Below are 20709 nucleotides of genomic sequence, written 5' to 3'. Positions count from 1 at the left end.
AACGGGCTTGCGCGGGTGTGGCCATAAGTCGCGCCTTGCGGGCGATCCAACGGCGATATATCGTCGAAGTGTCGGCGATACGACGATGGAGGAGACCAGCATGGAGATGAGTGCCGGAGCAGGGCGGATGTTCGGCGGTTTCGGGGGCGGCGGTCCGTTCGGCGGGCCGGGGCACGGTCACGGCCACCCCGGGCACCCGGAGTTCGGCCTGGGTGGTCACGGCCGTCCGGGGCACGGGCCGGGCGACCTCGGGCACGGGCCGGGCGACCTCGGGCACGGGCCGGGCGACCTCGGGCACGGGCCGGGCGACCTCGGCCACCTGGGGCACGGGCCGGGCGATCACGGCCACTTGGGACATGGGCCGGGCGACCACGGCCACCTGGGGCACGAGCCGGGCTTGGGACATGGGCCGGGCGACTTCGGCCACCTCGGGCACGAGCCGGGCTCAGGACATGGGCCGGGCGACCTCGGGCGCGGCTTCCCCGGTCACCCGGGCCGCGAGCACGGGTTCGGTGACCACCACGAGCCGCCGGGGCACGAGGACTGGGATGGTGGCCCCGACCTGGCGCGCGGTGGGCCGCCGGGTGGGTTTCCGCCGCATCCACCTCACCCGCCGCAGCCGCCGGGGGCTCCCGGTGGCCCCGGGTTTCCCGGCTTCCCGGGCGGCCCGGGCTCGTTCGGCGGACCGGGTGGCTGGGGCGGTGGCGGGGCCGGTGCGTGGCAGCGGGTGAAGGAGTTCCGCGGCGGGCGTCCCGCGGCTCGGCCGGTGCGGCCGGCCGTGCTGGCGCTGCTGGCCGAGGAGCCGATGCACGGCTACCAGCTCATGCAGGAGATCCGCCGCCGCACGAACGAGCGGTGGCGGCCGAGCCCCGGCTCGGTGTACCCGATCCTGCAGCAGCTGGAGGACGAAGGCCTGGTCCACACGGTCGAAACCGGCGGCCGCCGGGTTGCCGAGCTGACCGACGCGGGCCGCGAGCACGTTGCCGGGCGGGAGGCCGAGTTCGCCGCCCTCTGGGAGGAGCCCGAGGAGGAGCCGGGCGCCGACCGCTTCGCCGCGCTCTGGCACGCGCTGGGCGAGCTGTCCGGCGCGGCCGCCCAGGTCGGGTACAGCGGCACGGAGGCCCAGGTCGCCGAGGTGAAGAAGATCCTCGCCGACGCGCGCCGGCGCGTCTACGCAGTGCTCGCCGACGCCGGCCTGGAGGACGACGAAGCCTGACGCGCCGGTGCGGCCGAGCCAAACCGTCCACTTCGGACGGTTTGGCCGGCCGGTAAGCTCGGCCCACATGGAAGAGAAGGACTTCGCGGCGCACCTCACCGCGACCATGACGGGCAGCGCGCTCACCATGCTGATCGGGCTCGGCCACCGCACCGGGCTGTTCGAGGCGGCCGCCCGTGGGCCCGCCACCAGCGCCGGGCTCGCCGAGCGGGCCGGGCTCGACGAACGTTACGTCCGCGAATGGCTCGGCGCGATGGTCACCGGCGGCATCTTCACCCACAACGCGGGGGAGTACACCTTCCCGCCGGAGCACGCGAAGTTCCTCCTCGGCGAAACGGCGTCGAACCTGATGCCGTCCCTGCTGACGCTGACCGCCTTCAACGGCATCCTGCCCGACCTCGAACGCTGCTTCGCCGAGGGCGGCGGCGTCCCGCGGTCGGCGTACGGGCCGCACCTCGAATCTCTCGGCGCGAAGACCGGGGACAGCTGGAAGCACATCTACCGCGAGCACCTGGTCGACGGCTTCTTCGGCGCGGTCCCCGGCCTGACCGAGAAGCTGACCGACGGCGCCCGCGTGCTCGACCTCGGCTGTGGCACCGGGCACGCGATCTCGGTCGCCGCCCGGGCTTTCCCCGCGTCACGGTTCACCGGGCTGGACATCGTGCCCCGCATCGTCGAGCAGGCGCGGGAGACGAACGCCGGGTTGGCGAATGTCGAGTTCAAGGTCGGGGACGCCGCGGACCTGACCGCCGATCCGCCCTACGACGTCATCACTGCCTTCGACGCCATCCACGACCAGGACCGCCCGGACGTCGTCCTGCGCCGGATCCGCGGCGCGCTGCCGGAAGACGGCCTGTTCTTCATGGTGGACACCAACTTCTCCAGCCACGTCGACCAGAACGTCGGCAACCCGCTCGCCGCGTTGTGCTACTCGATCAGCCTGATGTACTGCACCACGACGTCGCTGGCCGAGGGCGGCGCCGCGCTCGGTGCGATGTGGGGCACCGAAACCGCACGAGAAATGCTTGCGGACGCGGGGTTCCGGCACGTCGGTGTGCTGGAGTCCCCGCGTCCGCAGAACTGCATCTACGCGTGCCGCCCGTGACTCACTGCTGGTACGGCGCCGCGGCGGCCTTGGCGGCCGTGATGAGCGCGCCCTTGTTCTTCGGCCAGAACGTGCTGTCGACGCAGGTGTAGCGGGGCAGGAAGCCGCCGCAGGTGCCGCTCGAGCCGCCGACCTCGAACGTCACGCTGGCGACACCGAGCTCGCCGTAGGTGAAGTCGTCGGTGGTGCCGCTCGTGTCGTACCCGACGGTCTCCTCGTTGGTGCCGACGAGGTAGCCGTTCGACGCCGCGTACTTCGCGCCCAGCTTGCGGTACTGCGCGTCGTTCGGCGAGGTGGCCTGGGTGAAGCCCCACGGGATGATGATGTCGTTGCCGTAGCTGTGCAGCGTGATCATCGTGCCCTTGGCCGTCGCCGGCGCCGGGTCGTTGTTGCCGGTGCCGCGCTGGTCGGGGTAGATCGCGCGGGCCAGCTTCTCCAGCGCCTGCGTCTCGGGCTCGGAGCCGGCGCTCACGCCCTGGTAGGTCTCGGAGCAGGCGGAGTTGGAGTCGCCGCCCCACTTGAACGTCGAGTTGCGGTTGAGGTCGATGCCGATGTTGGTGCCGGTACAGCCGCCCCGGGTGTTGTTCGCGTTCTTGCGCTGCAGCTTCGGCGAGTTCCCGCCGGAGGCGACGATGTCGACGCCGTCCGGGTTCGAGATCGGCACCACCCACACCTCGGTGGTGTCCAAGATGGACTTCGCGGTGGCGTCGGTGGCGTAACCGTCGGCGAGGTAGTCGATCCAGCGCCAGGCGAGCTCGCCGGTGGACAGCTCACGCGCGTGGATCTGGGCCATCAGGAAGAACTTCGGCTTCGACGACGTCGTCGACAGCGTGCAGTCGCCGGTCTGCTTCTTCGTCAGGCAGATGGCCTGGACGTCGTGGCCGCCCTGGCCCTTCGTCTTCTTCCACGACTGGCCGATCGTGTACTTCGTGGCCAGGTCGGGGTGCGCGGCGGCGACGCTCGCGAGGTGGGCCTCGTGCGCGGTGACGGTGCGGTAGCCGCCGTAGTAGGTGTCCGCGGCCAGTGTGTTCGTCTGCGCGGGCAGGTCCTTGTAGACGGTGTCGAAGTACGAAGGCCGGTAGCCGAGCCCCTGCAGCTGCGCGGCGACAGCCTTGCCGCCGACGACGAGCACCGCCCCGGCGTCCCCCTCTTCGACGTCGAAGCCGGCTTCGGTCAAGGCGGCGGCCTGCGCGGCGGTCGCCGGCACGCGCCAGAACACCGGCGTGTCCGCGGGCTGGGCGGTGGCCGTGCCCCCGAGCAGGGTGGTGAGCAGGACACCGGTCGCCGCCAGGGCGAGCCGGGACAGGGACCTTGACGCCATCGGGGGATCTCCTCACGGCCGCACGGATGGACGACCGGCCGGCAGACCACGAGCCCACGGTCACCGGACCGGCACGCACAGTGTGTCGTCGGGGACAAACCAGCCATACCCCCGAAAGTCGCGAAACCCGTCACCGCCCGTGCCGGGGCACCGCGCTCACTATGCTCGGGAGCGGCCGGGTCCGATCTTGAACAGGAGTGTGCATGCCGATCCACGACCTCGTCTTCCGGGGGAGACGTCTCACCAGTGACCACGCGCTGGTGATGGCGATCGTCAACCGGACCCCGGACTCGTTCTACGACAACGGGGTGACGTACCTGGAGGAGCGCGCGCAGGCCGCGATCGGCCGGGCGATCGAGGACGGCGCCGCGGTGATCGACATCGGGGGAGTGCCGGCCAGCCCGGGCCCCGAGGTCACCGTCGCGGAGGAGATCAGCCGCGTCGTGCCGACCGTCGAGTGGGCCCGCGAGCACTTCCCGGACGTCGTGATCAGCGTCGACACCTACCGCGCCGAGGTCGCCGACGCGGTGTGCCGGGCCGGCGCGGACCTGATCAACGACAACTGGGCGGCCTACGAGCCGGAGATCCTCGACGTCGCCGCGGAGCACGGCGCCGGGTACATCTGCGCGCACGTCGACGGCCTCGACCCGCGCACCGACCCGGTGAAGCCGCAGTACGACGACGTCGTCGCAGCGGTCGTCGCGGACACCGCCGAGCTCGCCGAACGGGCGGTCGCGAAGGGCGTCCCGTGCGCGGGGGTCATGATCGACCCCTGCATCGACTTCTCGAAGAACACCTACCAGTCGCTGGAAATCCTGCGGAACGTCGACAAGCTGGTGGCCACCGGGTGGCCGGTGCTGATGGCGTTGTCCAACAAGGGGGTGGTGGGCGAGACGCTCGACGTCGGCATGGACGACCGCGTCACCGGGACCCTCGCGGCCACCGCGCACGCGGCCGCGCAGGGCGCCGCGATGTTCCGGGCGCATCAGGTTCGCGAGACGCGGCACGTGGCCGAGATGATCGCGAGCATCGTCGGCACCCGCCCGCCCAAGAACGCGGTGCGGTGGCTGTGATCCGCCAGATCTGGCCGGCCGAAGCCGGCCGTGAACTCGGCACGGAGGACCTCGAAGCCCTCTACCGCTTCCCCGACGTCGCGAAGTGGCTGGTGGTCAACTTCGTGTCGAGCACGGACGGCGCGATCACCGTCGCCGGCCGGTCGCGCCCGCTGTCCACCGCGCCCGACCGGGTGGTGTTCAAGCTGGGCAGTGACCTCGCCGACGTGGTCCTGCTCGGCGCCGGGACCGCGGTGATCGAGGAGTTCGACGGCGTCCACCCGGACCCGGAGACCGCGGACCGGCGCCGCCGGCACGGGCTCGAGCCGATCCCGCCGATCGCGGTGGTCACCACGGGCCGCAGCTTGCCGCCGGACTCGCCGGTGCTCACGCGGGCCGCGGTGCCGACGATCGTCCTCACCTGCGAGCGCGCGCCGGAAGACCTGCGTGCCGCCTGGAAACAGGCGGGCGCCGAGGTGGTCGTCGCGGGTGCGGACACGGTGGCGCTCGACGTCGCCGTGGCCGCGCTGACCGAACGCGGTCTCCGGCGGATCGACTGCGAAGGCGGCCCGAAACTGTTCGCGTCGCTGGCCGAAGCGGGCCTGGTCGACGAGTTCCGGCTGACCGTCGCGCCGTTCCTGGTGGCGGGGACGGCGGACCGCGCGGCCGTCGGGGGCGCGTTCGACCCGCTGGAGCTGGACCTGGCGACGGTCTTGACCGACGGCCAGAGCCTGCTGACCCGGTACCTGGTGCCGTGATGGCGGCTCGTGACGCGCTGGTCGCGGTCGCCGCGCTGCTGGCCCCGGACGTGCCGGAGGTCGCCGGGCGGGCCGCGGCGGCGCACGACGACCCCGGCGCCTACCTGGCCGCGCACGCGGATCAGCTCGACGAACGCGGCATCGACGAGCCGATTCCCGAGCTGGCCTGGATCGCGCTGGTGGACGCGCTCGCCGACCACGACCTGCTGGCCGAGGTGGACTGGAAGGAAGCGGCGGACGAAATCGTCGGCCGGCTTCAGGCGCTGCGGTCCGCGCCTCCGGACGAGGCTTGGGCGGGGCTCGCCGAGTCGGACCTGCCCACCTACGAGTTCCTGGTGCTGGCGGGGGACCGGCTGGCCGCGGCCGGAACGGCGCTCGCCGTCCTGGACATCGAGTCCGACTGCTATCCGCTGGTGCTCCTGCCGGCCGGCAGAGCCGGTGAGCTCGAAGGACTTGCCACGGCGGCCGGGTTCAAGGCCGCCATGCTGACGACGTGAGCCGGGGCCGGCCACCTCGGTGACCGGCCCCGGGACGTCAGCGCTTCAGGCCGTGTTCGATGGCCTCGATGATCCGCGGCCGCAGCTCGGCCGCGCTGATGATCGCGTCCACCGAGCCGACCTCGACCGCGCGCTGGATGCTGTGCACCCGGTCGAACTCCGCGGCGACCTCGTTCACCTTCTCCGCGCGGACCGACGATTGGAGCTCCGCCAGCTGCGCGTTGAGGGTCGCCCGGGAAGCGCCGGCCGCCGCCGAAACCTGGGCCTGGAGCTCGGTCACCCGCGGGTCGTTCGCCGTGCGGTTGTTCACCTCGCCGGCGAACACCACCGCCGCCGCCGGGGCGCCGCCCAGCACCGAAGCGAACGAGCCCTCCAGCGCCAGCACCGTCATGTTCGGGTTGAGCGTCTTGGAGAACACGACGAACGCGCCGCCGTGGTACCGCGAGATCACGGTGAACACGATCGGGCCTTCGAAGTTGACGATCGCCCGGCCGATCTCCGCGCCGTACTCCAGCTGCAGCTTGCGCAGCGACTCCGGTGAGCCGTCGAACCCGGACAGGTTCGCCAGCACGACCAGCGGCCGGTTGCCCGACGCCGCGTTGATCGCCCGCGCCGTCTTCTTCGACGACCGCGGGAACAGCGTGCCCGCGGTGTAGGTGTCCGGGCCGTCGGTGGGCGGGAACCCGCGGCGCGGCACCGACCGGGATTCGATGCCGATGAGGCAGACCGGGCGGCCGCCGATGTGCACGTCCTGCACCGCGGACGTTTCGGCGTCGGCCATGCCCGCCCAGCGCTCCAGCACCGGGTGGTCCTGGTCGGACAGCGCGCGCATCACCGTGCGGATGTCGAACGGCTTCTTGCGGTCCGGGTTGTGCTCGGCCGAGAAGATCTCCCCGACCGTCGTGAAGTCGCTGCCGACGATCGCGTGCGGGTACGGCGAGACGTCGCGGGCGGCGGGGTCGTTGGTGCTCGTCTTGCGCGGCCCGGCCTCACCCGGCACGACGTAGGTGTGGTCGTAGTGCGACATCAGCACTTCGCGGGCGGCCGGCAGGTTCGGCGCCCAGTACTGCGCCTGGCCGTTCGGGCCCATGACGCGGTCGTAACCGCCGATGCCGAAGTTGTCTTCGGCCGACACACCACCCGAGAAGTCGAGCGCCTGCTTGCCGGTGAGCACCATCGCCGAGTCCGGCGTCATGACCAGGATGCCCTTGGTGTGCATGAGCATCGTGGCTTCGGCGTTCCAGTACGGCTGGGCGCCGACGTTGATCCCGTTGACCACGATGTTGATCTCGCCGCCGTCCTGGGTGAACGTGACGATCCGCTTGAGCGCCGCGCCGACCCAGTCCATGTTCTCGGTGCCCGAGGACATCGAGATCCGCGCACCCGAGGAGAGCGCGAACCACTCCAGCGGGACGCTCATTCGCTCGGCCAGGTCGAGCGCCGCGATGACGCGCGAGCACTCCGGTTCGGACAGCGCGCCCAGCGACTTCGTCGGGTCGCCGAGCAGCACGACGCGGGTGACCCCCTCGGGGTGCCGCTCGGTCACGGTCGTGACGACGCCCGCCACGAGCGCCGCGGTGTTCTTGCCCTTCGGGCGGTCCACCGGCACCAGGACACCCGCGTCGTCGAAGTCGTGCTCGACGAAGCTGCCGTCCGGCCCGGCGAGCAGCTCGGTCAGCTCGTACGGGTAGACCGTGCCGCGGCGGGCCGCGCGCTGCACCTTCAGGCGGTACTCGTCCAGCGGCTGCACCGGCTCGGTCGACGGCGGCCCGACGTGCAGCCGCGCGCCGTTGCCCGCGTCGAGGGTGATCCGGACGGCCACCTCGGTCAGCTTGCCCGCCTCGGTGCGCCGCCGGCCCAGGAACTGGACCTCTTCCAGGCCGGCACCCACGGAGGTGGGCCGGATGCGCTGGACGAGGGTGTTCAGCTCCTCGGTGGTCAGCTCCGTCTGGGGCCAGACGTACATCATGATCCGGTTGGTGTCGAAGCGCTTGTTCTGCGGCCGCTGCGCCTGGATGTTCCGGATCGCGTCGAGGCAGGCGGTGACCGCGTCCTCGAGGGCGGGCAGGGCGACCAGCCGGCCGTCGGCCTCGCGCAGCGGGGTCAGGTCGCGGACCTGGCCCATCGCGATCAGCCGTTCGTCGGCCGGGTTGCTCTTGGCGACCGCCTTGAACAGGTAGATCTCCTCGTCCGCGGACGGCAGCCGGGTGAGGTCGAACTCGTGCAGCCGCTCCAGCTGCAACCGCTGCGCGATCTGCGGGTGCAGGCCGCGGATCAGCCTGTCCTCCGCGAAGCCCGCGCCGTCGCGCCGGAAGGTGAAGTGGTGGTGCATCACCGCGCCGCCGGTGCCGGCCACGGTGACGACGACCCGGTGCACGCTCGACGGCAGCGGCCGCTCGGCCAGCAACTCGCCGAGCCGGGCCGCGGTCGCGTCCGCGTCGGGCTGGTCCTCCCAGCGCAGGTACAGGTCGGCGACCACACCTTCGGTGGCCACCTCGCCGAGCGCGCCCAGCGCGGCGGGCAGGTCGGCGATGTCGACGGCGGTGGTGACCAGCGGCAGCACGCCGTCCGCGCGGTTCAGCTCGGCGGTCAGCCACCGCTGGCCGCCGGCCTCGCGCACGGCGACCGCCGACAGCCGCCGGTTGCCGTAGTAGCGGCGGGTCAGCACCTCCAGCAGCGGCGCGTGGTCGCGGCCGGGCCGCCCGATCCGCTGGCCGATCAGCCGGACCAGCGGCTCCGAGCCGGTGATCATCGCCTGGATCCGCTCGGCGCGGTCCGGGGCGTCCGGGTGCTGGTCGAGGTACCGCAGCTCGGTGCGGACCGCGGCGTAGACCTCGGCGCGGTGGCGGCGCAGCAGCGGCTGCGCGAACCAGCGGAAGACAACACCGCGGGCCAGGTCGGACACCGCGGGGAAGCGCACCTGCGTGGCTTCGACCAGGTGCTCCAGGGTGAGCCCGGCGCGCTCGCTGAGCGACTCCGCCGGCGGCGCCCCGGCCAGCCACTGCCGCAGCAGCTCGGAGACGACGGCGACGTCGGCCGCCATCCGCTGCTGCGTCAGGAAGATCCGGAAGACCGCGGCTTCCAGCTCCGGGGTGCGGTCGAGGTCGGTGACGCCGTAGTGCGCGAGCACGCGGCGCAGCTTCGCCTGGAAGCCCTCGGTGACGCCGGCGCGTTCGACGTCGAGGCTCTGCAGGTAGCTGTGGAAGAACTCACGCGCGCTGTGCACCGAGCTGTCCGGCTCGGTGTCGAGCTCGCCGCCCGGGGTGTTGCGGCTCAGCTCGGACAGGTCGGCGAAGACGGTGAGCAGCTCCAGCTCACCCTCGACCGGCCGGTTGCCCAGCTCGGCGCGGGCCTCTTCGTAGGCGGCGAGGAGGCGCTTGCGCTCGGCCGGGTCGACGTCGAAGCCGAGCAGCAGGCTGCGCAGGTCCTGCTGGCCGCGTTCGACGCGGACGGCGGCGGACACGTCCGGCGGCGCGGCCGGCAGATCGATCTCGACGGTCTCGCCGCTGTCGGCGGCTTCCTCTTCGGCGCCGTCGGCCAGCGGCTCGAGGCGCATCAGCGGCGCGCCGGTCTCGACCTGGCTGCCGACCGAAACCGGGCACTCGCGGACGCGAGCGCGGAACGGCGCGCGCAGCACCGTCTCCATCTTCATGCTCTCCAGCACGAGGATCGGCGCGTTCGCCTCGACCTCGTCGCCGACCGACAGCGGCGTCGCGACCACCAGCGCGGGCGCGGGGGAGCGGACCACGCCGCCCTCGTCGCGGCTGACGCGGTGGGTGACACCGTCGACCTCGACGAGGTGGATCGGGCCGTGCGTCGCGGTCACCAGGCGGAACCGCCGGCCGTTGACCAGGATCTGGCCGCTGTGGGCGTCGAACCGGTTGACCTCGACGTCGGCGTGGTGCACGTCCGAAGTGCCGGCCGAGATGCCGACGCGGAAGCGCGTCCGGCCGGCCCTGGCCACGCTGACGCGGTAACCGACCCCGCGGAGCTTCAGGTCGAGCGGGCGGCCGGTCTCGTGCTGGACCTGCGGGCGCCCGCCGTGCGCGGTGGCCAGCAGCCGCTGGACGGAGACCTCTTCCTCGTCCTGGTAGGCCTCGATGGCGGCCGCGGCGAGCGCGATCGCGGAGTGCCGGTGGGTGACCAGGCGGCCCTCGGCGCGGACGCGGTCGATCCAGCCGGTGTCGGCGCTGGCGTCGATCACCTCGGGCTGGTCGAGCAGGTCGAGCACGAAGCTCTTGTTGGTCGCGCCGCCCTCGATGATGACGGTGGTCTCGGCCATCGCGCGGCGCAGCCGGCCCAGCGCCTCGGCGCGGTCGCGGCCGTAGGCGATGATCTTGGCGATCATCGAGTCGAAGTCCGCGGGGATGGTGTCGCCTTCGCTGACCCCGGTGTCGACGCGGATGCCGGGGCCGGCGGGCAGCGCCAGCCGCGTGATGCGGCCGGGGGAGGGCGCGAAGTCGCGGTCGGGGTCTTCGGCGTTCAGCCGCGCCTCGATCGCGTGGCCGAGCTCGGCCGGCTGGTCGCCTTCGAGCTTGCCGCCGCCGGCGACGTGCAGCTGCAGCCGGACCAGGTCGGTGCCGGTGGTGATCTCGGTGATCGGGTGCTCGACCTGCAGCCGGGTGTTGACCTCGAGGAAGGCGAACAGCCGCTCGCCCGGGTGGTAGAGGAACTCGACGGTGCAGGCGCCGCGGTAGCCGACCGCGACGGCGAGCCGCTCGGCCGAAGCCTTCAGCTCGGCGGTCTGCTCGGGGCCCAGCACCGGGGAAGCGGACTCTTCGATGATCTTCTGGTTGCGCCGCTGCACCGAGCAGTCGCGGACGCCGAGCGCCCACGCCGTCGTGCCGTCGGAGATCACCTGGACCTCGACGTGCCGGGCGCCGGTGACCAGGCGCTCCAGGAACACGACGCCGGAGCCGAACGCGCGCAGCGCCTCCTGGCTGGTGCGCTCGTAGGCGTCGGCGAGGTCCTCGCCGGAGGCCACCATGCGGATGCCGCGCCCGCCACCACCCGCGGTGGCCTTGAGCATCAGCGGGTAGCCGATCCGGTCGCCGGCCCGCAGCGCGTCCTCGAGGGTCGCGACCTCGCCGCGGCTCCACGGCGCGACCGGCACGCCCACCTCTTCGGCGATCAGCTTCGCGCCGATCTTGTCCCCGAGCTTGCGCATCGCGTCGGCGCTCGGGCCGACGAAGGTGACACCGACCTTCTCGCACAGCTCCGCAAAAGCCGGGTCCTCGGCGACGAAGCCCCAGCCCACCCATGCCGCGTCGGCCTTCGTCTCGACCAGCGCCCGCTCGAGCTTGGCGAGGTCGAGGTACGGCCGGGCCGACGCCGGGCCGAGGTCGTAGGCCAGGTCGGCCTCACGGACGAACGTGGCCGTGCGGTCGGCGTCGGTGTAGAGAGCGACCGTCTCGATCCGCGTCCCGGTTTCCGCCGACAGATCCCGGACGGCGTGGATGAGCCGCATCGCGGCCTCTCCGCGGTTGACGATGGCGACACGACTGAACACCGGTTGAGCCTCCCAAGTACCCACGCGCAGAAGGCGACGCACCTGTCCTGGGGCGTCGCCTGCACCTGCCTACACCCTGCTGGATTACCGCCGGGTAGACCAATGTCCGGCATGGCGCATGCCGGGGCGGTTGTGTTGTGGGAACCCCACAAAAAGCGACCCGCGCCACACTGGCGGGACGCCGATTCTCGCGAGGCATGCCACAAAGCACACCGCGCAGCCTACGGCGGTGACGGCTAGGGAAACAGCCAGTGGGGAGAACGGTTCAGGAGGCGAGCAGGACGTCGGACTCGAGGACCTGGCCGAGCTCGCGGCGTTCGGCCGCCGACAGCGGGACGGCGGCGACCCGGCAGCGGCCGTCCGGACCGGGCGCGGTGGTGACGGCCAGCACCGGCTGCCCGTCGATTTCCTGCAGCGTGACCCGCCCGCCGCAGGAGAGGTCGACGGTGACGCCCGGCCGTTCGCGATGCCGGCCCAGCCAGCGGCCGACGAAGTCGAAGGTCATCGCGGTCTCCCCTCGGTGCAAAACGCCCTCGGCACACAGGTGCCGGTGGTTAATGCCCCGGATACGTCGTGTTCACACGCGATGGGGGGAAAATTCCGCGGGACGACGGTCGTTCACCGCGCTGAGGGCGGGCCGGCACCCCCCGACGAGGTGCCGGCCCGCCCTGGCCGCGGCTCAGCGCAGCGGCGCCTCCAGGACGTACCGCTTCGCGAGCCCCTCCCCGCAGTCGACCTCGACGGTGCGGCGGGCCACCTGGGCGCCGTCGTCCCCGCGCAGCGCGTACCCGACGGCCGTCGAGTCCGGGATCGTGCGGACCTCGGCCGGCACCCGGCCGCCGGCGGACAGGCGGCGCAGCAGCCGCTGCAGCGGGGCGTCCAGCGCTTCGTCCACAGTGGACGGCTGGCGGGCGTCCCCGCGGGCGGCCTGCGGTGCGGCGGGCGCGCTTTCGGTCAGCCGCTCGACCTCGCGGGTGGCGTCGACGATCGTGGTCACCGTGCCCGCGCCGTCGATGGCGACCCGGACCTCGCCGAGGCCGGGCGTGACCACCGGGTGGCCGTCGACCAGCTGCGTGAACACCACGTGCGTTTCGCGCACCCGCGGCTCGGCGACCTCGTCCGGCGTGCCGCCCGCGTGGTACTGGTGGCGCACCTTGTCCGCGACCAGGTCGACGCGCTCGGCCAGGCCGAACGTCTCGACGGCGTCCTGGGCGATCCGGACCGCTTCGGCGGCGCTGGGCGCGTCCCGGCCGGCGCCGTCCACCTCGGCGAACGTGATCTCGCGGACCCCGCGGTGGTCGACGGACAGCCGCGGCCCGCCCTGGCCGTCACCCAGCACGACGCCGTGCGAACCGAGCGCGGCGTCGGCCTGCCCGCCGCCGAGCCGGACGCCGTAGTGCCCGGCCAGCTCGGTCAGCTTCGCCGAGGACAGCCGCTGCGGCGCGAACCGGGCCGTCTGCGGCGAGGCCGGCAGCTCCAGGTGCGGCGCCCGGATGCTCTTGGCGGCGTCGTACCACGTCCACCACCACCAGTTCTTCGACGCGGCGGCGGTGGAGAAGGTGCCTTCGTTGAACAGCCGGTCCTGCGCCTCGGCCTGCGTCGCCCCGCACGCCACCGCCGACGGCGCCTGGTGGTGGTCGATGTCCCACGACGCGTCCAGCCACGCCTTGGTGAACTTGTGGCCGTTGCCGTTCCATTTGCTGAAGAAGAAGGCGCCGTAGTTCGGGTTGTCGACGCTGGTCGTCTCGAAGCCGAAGATCATCCGCAGCCCGAGGTTCGCCGCGTCCCACGTGCGGATCGGGCTGTTGCCGTCACCGATGCGCAGCGAAAGGCAGGTGGAGAAGAACAGGTAGCGCGCGACCTCGTTGCCGAGCCGCATGTCGTTCGAGCCCGCCCAGGCCGTGCCGCCCCAGGTGCCGCCCATCGGCATCCAGAAGACGCCGTTGCCGTCCATCGTCCCGTGCCCGGAGTGGTACTCCGCCACGCAGGCGTCGAAGCCGTAGGTGCCCTGCCAGTCGTCGTACTGCTCACCGTAGATCCAGGACAGCACCCCGCCGTCCTGGTACCAGAAGTTGGGCGCCGTGAACTGCTTGACGTAATTGTAGAAACCGGCGGCGTCGTCGTGGGTGAAGGAGAGATCGTTGATTCCGGGCGGAAAATCCTCGATCGAGCAGACGCCGTACCGGTTCGCGCCGCGGTCGGCGGTCACCCCGGTGGCGCCGAAGGGATCTCCCGAGGTCAACGGGCGTGCGGCGGCGGGTGCACCCGGCGGTGCGCTCACCGCTCCGTTCTTGAGCAAAACCATGGTTCCTCCCCGGATCCGGCTTTTGTCGAGCGCTGTGACGTTAGCTGTCGAGGCGGGCAAATCCTGCGGATACATCTTTTTGCCACACCTTCAGCGCAATTTTTTCAGCGCTGCACCGATTCCGTGGGGTATTCCCGGGTGGCCGGCCCATCCGGTCGATGTGGACATGACCGCGACCGCGAGCGCCGGGTTGGCCGCGGCGGCGGTGACCACCCGGTCGTCGGGGTGGCCGAGAAGATCCACAATGGACTCCGGGCGCAGGCCCGGGTGCCCGGCGAGCACGCGCAGGGCTTTCACCTGCGCACCGGCGAGCAGCACACGGGCGAGGTCCGCCGGGCACCGCGGGTTCGCGGCGAGGCGGGCGTACACGGGCGGTCCGTGGCGGGCGATCCGGCGCAGCTGTGCCGGGTTCAGGTCCGGGTTCGGCGCGATCATCCGGGCGACACCCGCGTCCGGGTCTTCGGTGAAGCGGGCGAGGAGGTCGGGTGGCAGGTCCGGCCGGGCCGCGGCCAGCCGTCTGACCTGCGCTGCGGGGGCGTGCAGTTCCGCTTCGGTCGCGGTGGCGACGCGCGGCACCAGCAGCCCGATCTTCGTCTCGGGCGCGAGTTCGGCGAGCAGGGCGAGCGGGATCCGGGGGTTGAGGGCGGCCGCGCGCTTCATCTCGCGGCTGGAGTCGCGGGCGAGCAGCCGCGGCAGGAACGCCACGGCGGCGGGGTTGCCCGCGAGATCCCATCGGGTGCCCGGCAGGTCGTCCTCGGCGAGCTTCGCGTAGACGTCGGCGGCGAGGTCGGTGCGGGACGCCATCTTCCAGCGGATGAGTTCGTGCGCGTCGGCAGGGAGGGCTTCCAGTGAGGTGGCGGGGTTTCCGGCCAGGGTGGCGATCAAGGTGATCGGTGCCGGGAGCGGGAACCGCGCGCTCAGCTCGCACCGGATCACCGGGTCGGGGTCGCGGGCGAGCCGGTTGAACCACGCCGGGTCGGCGTCCGGGTGCTCCAGCACGGCCGGCCCGCGCCACGGGTCCCCGAACGGGATGTCGGCCGGCGTGAGCAGGCCCCGTTCCAGCAGGGGGTACAGCACGCTCGCGCCGCACCGGGTGGCCAGGACCCGCGCTCGGGCCGTGGTCAGGTCGTCGCGCCGGGCGAGGATCGGGCCCAGGTCGTCGCCCGCCGTCGTGATCAGGTGGTCCAGCAGGTGGGCGGGTAAAGCGGGGTTGGCGGCCAGGCCGCGCATCGGCGGGGTCATCGTCTGCTCCGAACGTCCCGCTCGGTGCGGAACAGCGCAGGATCGCGGACGTTTCGCGGCGCCGCAACCCGGTTTGCGGCCATGATGGCCGGATGAAGCTCGGGCAGCTGGCGTCGACGGCACGGGACCTCTTCACCGCGAAGCTGGTCTACGGCGAACCGGTGGAGCGCGACGGGGTCGTCGTGATCCCCGCCGCGACGGTGTTCGGTGGCGGGGGTGGGGGTGGTGGTGACACCGGCGCGCTGCCGGTGCGGGAGGGCGCCGGGTTCGGGGTGTTCGCCCGGCCCGCCGGGGCGTTCGTCGTCCGCGACGGCTCGGTCACCTGGGTGCCCGCGGTCGACCTCACCCGGCTCGGGCTGGCGGCTGCCGCCACCGTCGTCGCCCTCGCGAAGATCCTCAGCCGGCGCGCGAGGTCCTGACCGGGCACCGCGGCCGCGCGCCGAAAGTTCACCGCCGGTTCTTGTCGGCGTTCGGATTGCTCCCTTAGCGTCCGGGAGGTCTTTCGATGCGGAGGTATGCATGAGTTCTGGGGACTTGAGCCGGCGCGCGCTGCTGCGCGCGAGCGGGGTGGCGGCGGCCGGGGCGGCGATGGGGATGCTGCCCGGGGTGGCGTTCGCCGACCAGCCGGGCGGCACCGGCAGCCAGACCCGGACCGTCACCGGCACCCTGAAGCCGGACGTCCCGGACTGGTACTACCTGCCCGTCGACGTCCCGCGCGGGGTGCGGCAGATCGACGTCGTCTACTCGTACGACAAGCCCCAGGTGCCCGCCGGCACCCGCGGGAACGCCTGCGACATCGGGATGTTCGGCCCGGAAGGCCACGAACTGGGCAACGCCCGCGGCTTCCGCGGCTGGTCCGGCGGCTTCCGCGACCGGTTCTCGATCAGCGCGTCCGAGGGGACGCCCGGGTACCTGGCCGGGCCGATCCGGCCCGGCCGGTGGCACGTCATCCTCGGGCCGTACACCGTCGCTCCGCAGGGCTTGAACTACAAGGTCGACATCACGCTCACCTTCGGGCCGGACGGCGCGCCGTTCAAGCCGAACCCGGCGCCCGAGACCGCGCCCGCTCGTGAAAAGGGCCGCGCCTGGTACCGCGGCGACGGCCACCTGCACACGGTCCACTCCGACGGCCGCCGCACGCCGGAGCAGCTGGTCGCCGACGCGCGCGCCGCCGGGCTCGACTTCATGATCTCGACCGACCACAACACGTCCAGCTCGCAGCTGCAGTGGGGCAACTACGCGACGGACGACCTGCTGATCCTCAACGGCGAAGAGGTGACGACGCGGTCCGGGCACTGGCCCGCCATCGGCCTGCCCGCCGGCACCTGGATCGACTGGCGCTACCGCGCGGCCGACCCGCAGGACTTCCGGCGCTTCACCGACCAGGTGCACCGCGCGGGCGGCCTGGTCACCGCGGCGCACCCGTTCGCCAACTGCTTCGGCTGCACCTACGAGTTCGCGTACGAGATCGCCGACCTCGTCGAGGTGTGGAACGGCCCGTGGACCCAGGACGACGAGGCGAGCGTCATCCACTGGGACGGCCTGCTGCGCGGCGGCCGGTTCATCCCGGCGATCGGCGACTCCGACGCGCACAACCCGGACCAGCGGGTCGCGTTGCCGCACACCGTGGTGCTCGCCGACCGCCTGCGTCGCAAAGAACTGCTGGCCGGGCTGAAGGCCGGCCGCTCGTGGCTGGCCGAGTCGTCGGCGGTCGAGCTCGACTTCACGGTCTCGGGCGGCGGCCGCACGGCGGGCATCGGCGAGCGGCTCCCGGCCGGCACCGGCACGCCGGTGACCGTTCGCGCGGTGGTCGGCGGTGTCCCGGGCACCACGGTGACGTTCCTCGACCAGCTCGGCCCGGAGCACACCGAGACCGTCGGCGACTCGGGGGCCGCCACGGTGACGTGGACCACGTACCCGCGGTACTCGCGGTGGGTGCGCGTCGAGGTGCGGCGCCCGTCCGGTGGCCCGAACACGACGTCACCCAATGCGATGGTCGCGATGTCCAACCCGATCTTCCTCAGCGCCGACCGCTGAACCCCGGCCCCTGCGCCGCGTCCTGTCTTTGGGCAGACTGGTGCGAACGGGTGACGGGGAGGCAGGGTGCGTGGATGTGGCCTGAAGGCGGCCATCTTCCTGGGCGCGGTCGTCGTGCTGACGGCCGGGGTGATCGTGGTGGTGGTGCTGACGCGCAGCCCGGTCCGGACGCCGGGCTGCACGGTGGCGCTGCCGGGGGAGAACACGTCCGCGTACACCTTCAGCCCGGAGCAGATGAACAACGCCGCGACGATCTCGGCGGTCGGCACGAAGCTGGGCCTGCCCCCGCACGCGGCGACGGTCGCGCTGGCCACGGCGCTGCAGGAGTCCAAGCTGCAGAACCTCGAAGGCGGTGACCGCGACTCGGTCGGGCTGTTCCAGCAGCGGCCCAGCCAGGGCTGGGGCACGGTCGCGCAGCTGCGTGACCCGGTCTACGCGGCGACGGCGTTCTACGAGAAGCTGGAGAAGCTGCCCGGCTGGGAGACGATGCCGATCACCGAAGCGGCTCAGTCGATCCAGCGCTCGGGCGTCCCGGACGCGTACGCGCAGTGGGAACCGCAGTCCCGCGCGATGGCGGCGGCGTTCAACGGCCAGTTCCCGGCCGCGCTGACCTGCCGCAACCTGACCCTGGCGGCCCCGCCCGACCTGGCGGCTGCCGCCACCGCGGAGCTGGGCACCGCTCAGTTGAGCGGCGCCCACCCGGCAGGGCAGGGCTGGACGTACGCTAGCTGGCTGGTGGGCCGTGCGGAGGCGCTGGGCGTGGACAAGGTGAGCTTCGCGGGCCAGACCTGGACGGCCGAGTCCGGCGCCTGGACCGAGGACGCCGCCGCCGGTCAGAATCTCTCGCTGCACCAGGCCCCGGCCGCGCAGCCGACCCAGTAGCGCCCCAATGTGGCGTTGGGTGCGTTGGACGCACCGAACGCCACATCGGGGCGTTAGGGGACCAGGATCGCGCGGCCGCGGATGCGGCCCGCGTCGAGGTCGTCGAGGGCCTCCTGGAAGTTCTCCAGCGGGTACCGCGCCGTGTGGAGCTTCACCCGGCCCTGCGCCGCCAGGACCATCAGCTCGCACAGGTCGTTGTACGAACCCACCAGGTTGCCGATCAGGTTGATCTCCGTGGAGATGACGTCGATCGTCGGGACGTTGATGTTCTCGCCGTACCCGACGACGTGGTAGTCGCCCGCCCGTCGCAGCATCGCGATGCCTTCGGAAGTCGCGCCGCCCTCGCCGACGAAGTCGATCACCGCTTCGGCGCCGTGGCCGCCGGTCAGGTCGAGGACCTCCGTCACGTGTGCGCCGCCCGCCACGACGCCGTGGTCCGCGCCGATGGACACCGCCAGTTTCACCGCGTCCGGGTTGCGGTCGACGACGATCAGCTCCGCCGCCGAGATCGCCTTGAGCACCTGGATGCCGATGTGCCCGAGCCCGCCCGCGCCGATCACGACGCACTTGTCGCCGGGACGCAGGCGCCGCGCCGCCTTGGCCGCCGCGTGGTACGCCGTCAGTCCGGCGTCGGCCAGGGCCGCGACGTCCGCCGGTTCCAGAGCGTCGTCGATCTTCACCACGCTGCGTGCCGACGTCTTGAGGTACTCCGCGTAGCCACCCGCGGTGTCGATACCCGGGAACAACGACTGTTCACAATGGACGTCGTCGCCGAAGCGGCACGCCCGGCACAGCCCGCACGTGATGAGCGGGTGCACGATCACCTTGTCACCCTCGGCGACGTTGGTCACCGCGCTGCCGACCGCGTGCACCCAGCCCGCGTTCTCGTGCCCGATCGTGTAGGGCAGCGTGACGCCGGACTTCTCCTGCCACTGCCCTTCGAGGATGTGCAGGTCGGTGCGGCAGACGCCGGCGCCGCCGATCCGCACGACGACGTCGTACGGGCCGGTCGCCTCGGGTGCGGGAACGTCGGTCAGCCGCAGCGGCTGGTGGTAACCGACAACCTGGACCGCCTTCATGATGCCTCCACAGTGGACTCGGGGTAACGGGTGCGGAGCAGGCCGCGGCAGAAGTGCGCGTTGCCCTCGATGGAAATCCGGACCGACCGCGCGAACCGCAGCCGCAGCGGGATCTCCGCACGCGGGAACGGCGTGCCGTGCTCGTCGACCAGCACCGGAGCCGACGGCTCGAGCGAGAGCCCGAGCGCCTCACGTCGCCGCAGCAGGGCGTGAGAAGCGGGGACGTCGGGCAGGTCCGCCAGCGTCACCGCGTGCAGGTCGGCCTCCGAGTCGGCCCGGACGAACCCCGTCAGCGCGCGCTCCATCGCCGCCTGGTGGGCCTTGCGCCGGAACGTCTGCCGCAGCTCCTCAAGATCCTCCTCGGCCTCGTGGCCGAACGTCCCGCGATAACCGGCGTCCAGCGCGAGGCCGCGGTTGATCAGGTCCGAGTCGTGGTGGTCGTCGAGCAGCACCACGACTTCGCTCGTCCACGGCAGCGCCGTCAGCACGTCCTTCGCATCGGACGCCATCAGGTAGGCGAAGTTCGGCGCGCAGAACGACGTCGGCAGTCGCAGGTGGACGGTCACCCGGGTGCCGTCCACGTCGACCGAGTGCACAAAACCGAGATCGGTGATCGGCTCGTCGAGCTCCGGGTCGAGAACCGCGTCCAGCGCGGTGTGGGCGTCCATCTCACGCCACCGAGACGGCCTGCGGCTCGACCGGCGCGAGCTGCAGTTCGGCCGGCACCGGGATGTTGTACATCGCCGCCGCGTTGAGGCCCAGGATCTTCTTCTTCTGATCCACGGTGAGCGGCGCGTACTCGGGCAGGTCGTCCGGGATCTGGAAGTCGACGAACCGCTCGACCAGCCAGCGCGGTGTCCAGATCGCGTAGTCGCTGGAGAACTGGATGCGGTCTTCGTCGAGCCAGTACAGCAGTTCACCGATGATCTGTGCGAAGTACTTCGGCCGGGTGTGGATGAACGGCATCGCGACGGCGAGCCCCGCGTGCACGTTCGGCTCCTGCGTGGCGATCCAGCAGAAGTCCTCCAGGCGCGGCAGCCCGCAGTGCTCCACGACGAAGTTGAGGTCGGTGAAGTCGGTGGCCGCGTGGTCGACGTCGGCGACGTCGAAGGCGTCACGATCGAGGGGCCGGATCGTCGGTCCCTTGTGGACATGGATGTTCTTGATGCCCAGTTCCTGGCAGGCTTCCAGGTACTTGTACGTCCAGGGGTCGGTCAGCTTGTAGCCGCGGGAGTCACCTTGCCACTCGGCGGTGTAGAGCTTGACACCCTTGAGGCCGAAGCGTTCCGCGTCGCGGCGCAGCTGGTCGAGCCCGGCCTGCTCGAGCCGTGGGTCGAAGTTGTGGTTGTAGGTCAGCTTGCCCGGGTGCTTTTGCGTCAGCGCGAACGCTTCCTCGGTCTGCCCGAAGCCGTTGTGGTAGAACGCGCCGAGGTGGGCGGGCTGGAAGATCGCGTGGTCGACGTAGCCGTCCTCGAACAGGTCCTTCACCAGCCGCTCGCCGCCCTGGTAGAGGTAGTCCTCGTAGCGCCACACCTCGGACTCGGGGCTGAGGTTGCGGTGGTAGTCGTAGAAGCAGTCGATGAACTGCTTGCCGTGGATGTTCCGCTGGTTCTCCGGGCGCGCGTCCCAGAGCGCCACGTGGGCGTCCACGATGAAATACGTCTCGCCGTCCTTGCTGTACATGTGTGTCCTCCGCGTTCGTGTCC

At 71.9% G+C, this 20709-nt stretch carries 16 protein-coding genes; 8 read left to right on the top strand and 8 right to left on the bottom strand.

From position 1 onward, the window contains the following. Nucleotides 1-100: 100 nt before the first annotated feature. Entirely contained in the window at nt 101-1216 is a 1116-nt protein-coding gene (locus tag ACIA5G_RS12025; RefSeq protein ID WP_395922675.1) for a PadR family transcriptional regulator, read from the top strand. A 67-nt stretch (nt 1217-1283) separates the two neighbouring features. Next, a complete protein-coding gene (locus tag ACIA5G_RS12020; RefSeq protein ID WP_395922673.1) occupies nt 1284-2321 on the top strand; it encodes a class I SAM-dependent methyltransferase in 1038 nt (345 codons plus the stop codon). 1 nt (nt 2322) lies between these two features. Here ACIA5G_RS12020 and ACIA5G_RS12015 read toward each other — a convergent pair whose 3' ends face one another. After that, nucleotides 2323-3642 (bottom strand): M14 family zinc carboxypeptidase, encoded by a 1320-nt coding sequence (locus tag ACIA5G_RS12015; protein WP_395922671.1) that lies wholly within the window; start codon nt 3640-3642, stop codon nt 2323-2325. A gap of 203 nt (nt 3643-3845) precedes the next feature. Here ACIA5G_RS12015 and folP point away from each other — a divergent pair, with 203 nt between their 5' ends. Genes folP through ACIA5G_RS12000 form a run of 3 tightly spaced genes read left to right on the top strand, consistent with a single transcriptional unit; the run spans nt 3846 to nt 5949 of the window. After that, a complete protein-coding gene (folP, locus tag ACIA5G_RS12010) occupies nt 3846-4715 on the top strand; it encodes a dihydropteroate synthase (RefSeq protein WP_395922670.1) in 870 nt (289 codons plus the stop codon). Further along, nucleotides 4712-5452, top strand: coding sequence for a pyrimidine reductase family protein (locus tag ACIA5G_RS12005; protein WP_395923509.1), 741 nt, complete (start codon nt 4712-4714; stop codon nt 5450-5452). The genes folP and ACIA5G_RS12005 overlap by 4 nt, the downstream gene beginning before the upstream one ends. Further along, nucleotides 5452-5949: a DUF6630 family protein gene (locus ACIA5G_RS12000; RefSeq protein WP_395922669.1), complete on the top strand. Its 498-nt coding sequence runs from the start codon at nt 5452-5454 to the stop codon at nt 5947-5949. The genes ACIA5G_RS12005 and ACIA5G_RS12000 overlap by 1 nt, the downstream gene beginning before the upstream one ends. A gap of 37 nt (nt 5950-5986) precedes the next feature. Here the strand turns inward: ACIA5G_RS12000 and ACIA5G_RS11995 are convergent, their stop codons facing one another. The 4 genes from ACIA5G_RS11995 to ACIA5G_RS11980 all read right to left on the bottom strand — a co-directional run bounded on the left by ACIA5G_RS11995 (nt 5987) and on the right by ACIA5G_RS11980 (nt 15005). Then, the gene (locus tag ACIA5G_RS11995) at nt 5987-11458 is read right to left on the bottom strand and encodes a biotin carboxylase N-terminal domain-containing protein (RefSeq protein ID WP_395922668.1); all 5472 of its coding nucleotides are present in this window, start codon (nt 11456-11458) and stop codon (nt 5987-5989) included. A 265-nt stretch (nt 11459-11723) separates the two neighbouring features. Continuing rightward, nucleotides 11724-11963 carry a hypothetical protein gene (locus ACIA5G_RS11990; RefSeq protein WP_395922667.1) on the bottom strand — a complete coding sequence of 80 codons (240 nt, stop codon included), beginning with the start codon at nt 11961-11963 and terminating at the stop codon, nt 11724-11726. 174 nt (nt 11964-12137) lie between these two features. Next, nucleotides 12138-13763, bottom strand: coding sequence for a DUF6345 domain-containing protein (locus ACIA5G_RS11985; protein WP_395922666.1), 1626 nt, complete (start codon nt 13761-13763; stop codon nt 12138-12140). Nucleotides 13764-13853: 90 nt separating this feature from the next. Next, complete coding sequence (locus ACIA5G_RS11980; protein ID WP_395922665.1) at nt 13854-15005, bottom strand: hypothetical protein; 1152 nt, start codon at nt 15003-15005, stop codon at nt 13854-13856. Nucleotides 15006-15097: 92 nt separating this feature from the next. Between ACIA5G_RS11980 and ACIA5G_RS11975 the strand changes: the two genes are divergently transcribed. The 3 genes from ACIA5G_RS11975 (at nt 15098) to ACIA5G_RS11965 (ending at nt 17924) form a co-directional block, all read left to right on the top strand. Next, entirely contained in the window at nt 15098-15424 is a 327-nt protein-coding gene (locus tag ACIA5G_RS11975; RefSeq protein ID WP_395922663.1) for a hypothetical protein, read from the top strand. A gap of 100 nt (nt 15425-15524) precedes the next feature. Beyond that, nucleotides 15525-17042, top strand: a complete 1518-nt coding sequence (locus ACIA5G_RS11970; RefSeq protein WP_395922662.1) for a CehA/McbA family metallohydrolase — start codon at nt 15525-15527, stop codon at nt 17040-17042. 93 nt (nt 17043-17135) lie between these two features. Next, complete coding sequence (locus tag ACIA5G_RS11965) at nt 17136-17924, top strand: hypothetical protein (protein WP_395923508.1); 789 nt, start codon at nt 17136-17138, stop codon at nt 17922-17924. A gap of 53 nt (nt 17925-17977) precedes the next feature. On the opposite strand, the gene ACIA5G_RS11960 is transcribed toward ACIA5G_RS11965, so the two are convergent. From ACIA5G_RS11960 to ACIA5G_RS11950, 3 genes are read right to left on the bottom strand one after another with little or no spacing between them, the layout of a single operon-like run. Then, the gene (locus tag ACIA5G_RS11960; protein ID WP_395922661.1) at nt 17978-19003 is read right to left on the bottom strand and encodes an NAD(P)-dependent alcohol dehydrogenase; all 1026 of its coding nucleotides are present in this window, start codon (nt 19001-19003) and stop codon (nt 17978-17980) included. Then, complete coding sequence (locus ACIA5G_RS11955; RefSeq protein WP_395922660.1) at nt 19000-19671, bottom strand: iron-sulfur cluster assembly protein; 672 nt, start codon at nt 19669-19671, stop codon at nt 19000-19002. Before ACIA5G_RS11955 ends, ACIA5G_RS11960 begins: the two co-directional genes overlap by 4 nt. Nucleotide 19672: 1 nt before the next feature. Then, complete coding sequence (locus ACIA5G_RS11950) at nt 19673-20686, bottom strand: amidohydrolase family protein (RefSeq protein ID WP_395922658.1); 1014 nt, start codon at nt 20684-20686, stop codon at nt 19673-19675. Nucleotides 20687-20709 lie beyond the last annotated feature (23 nt).

It is taken from the genome of Amycolatopsis sp. NPDC051758 (assembly GCF_044453095.1).
Taxonomy (GTDB): domain Bacteria; phylum Actinomycetota; class Actinomycetes; order Mycobacteriales; family Pseudonocardiaceae; genus Amycolatopsis.
Note: the sequence above shows the minus strand (reverse complement) of the source record. Positions and strands in the feature narration are given on the sequence as shown.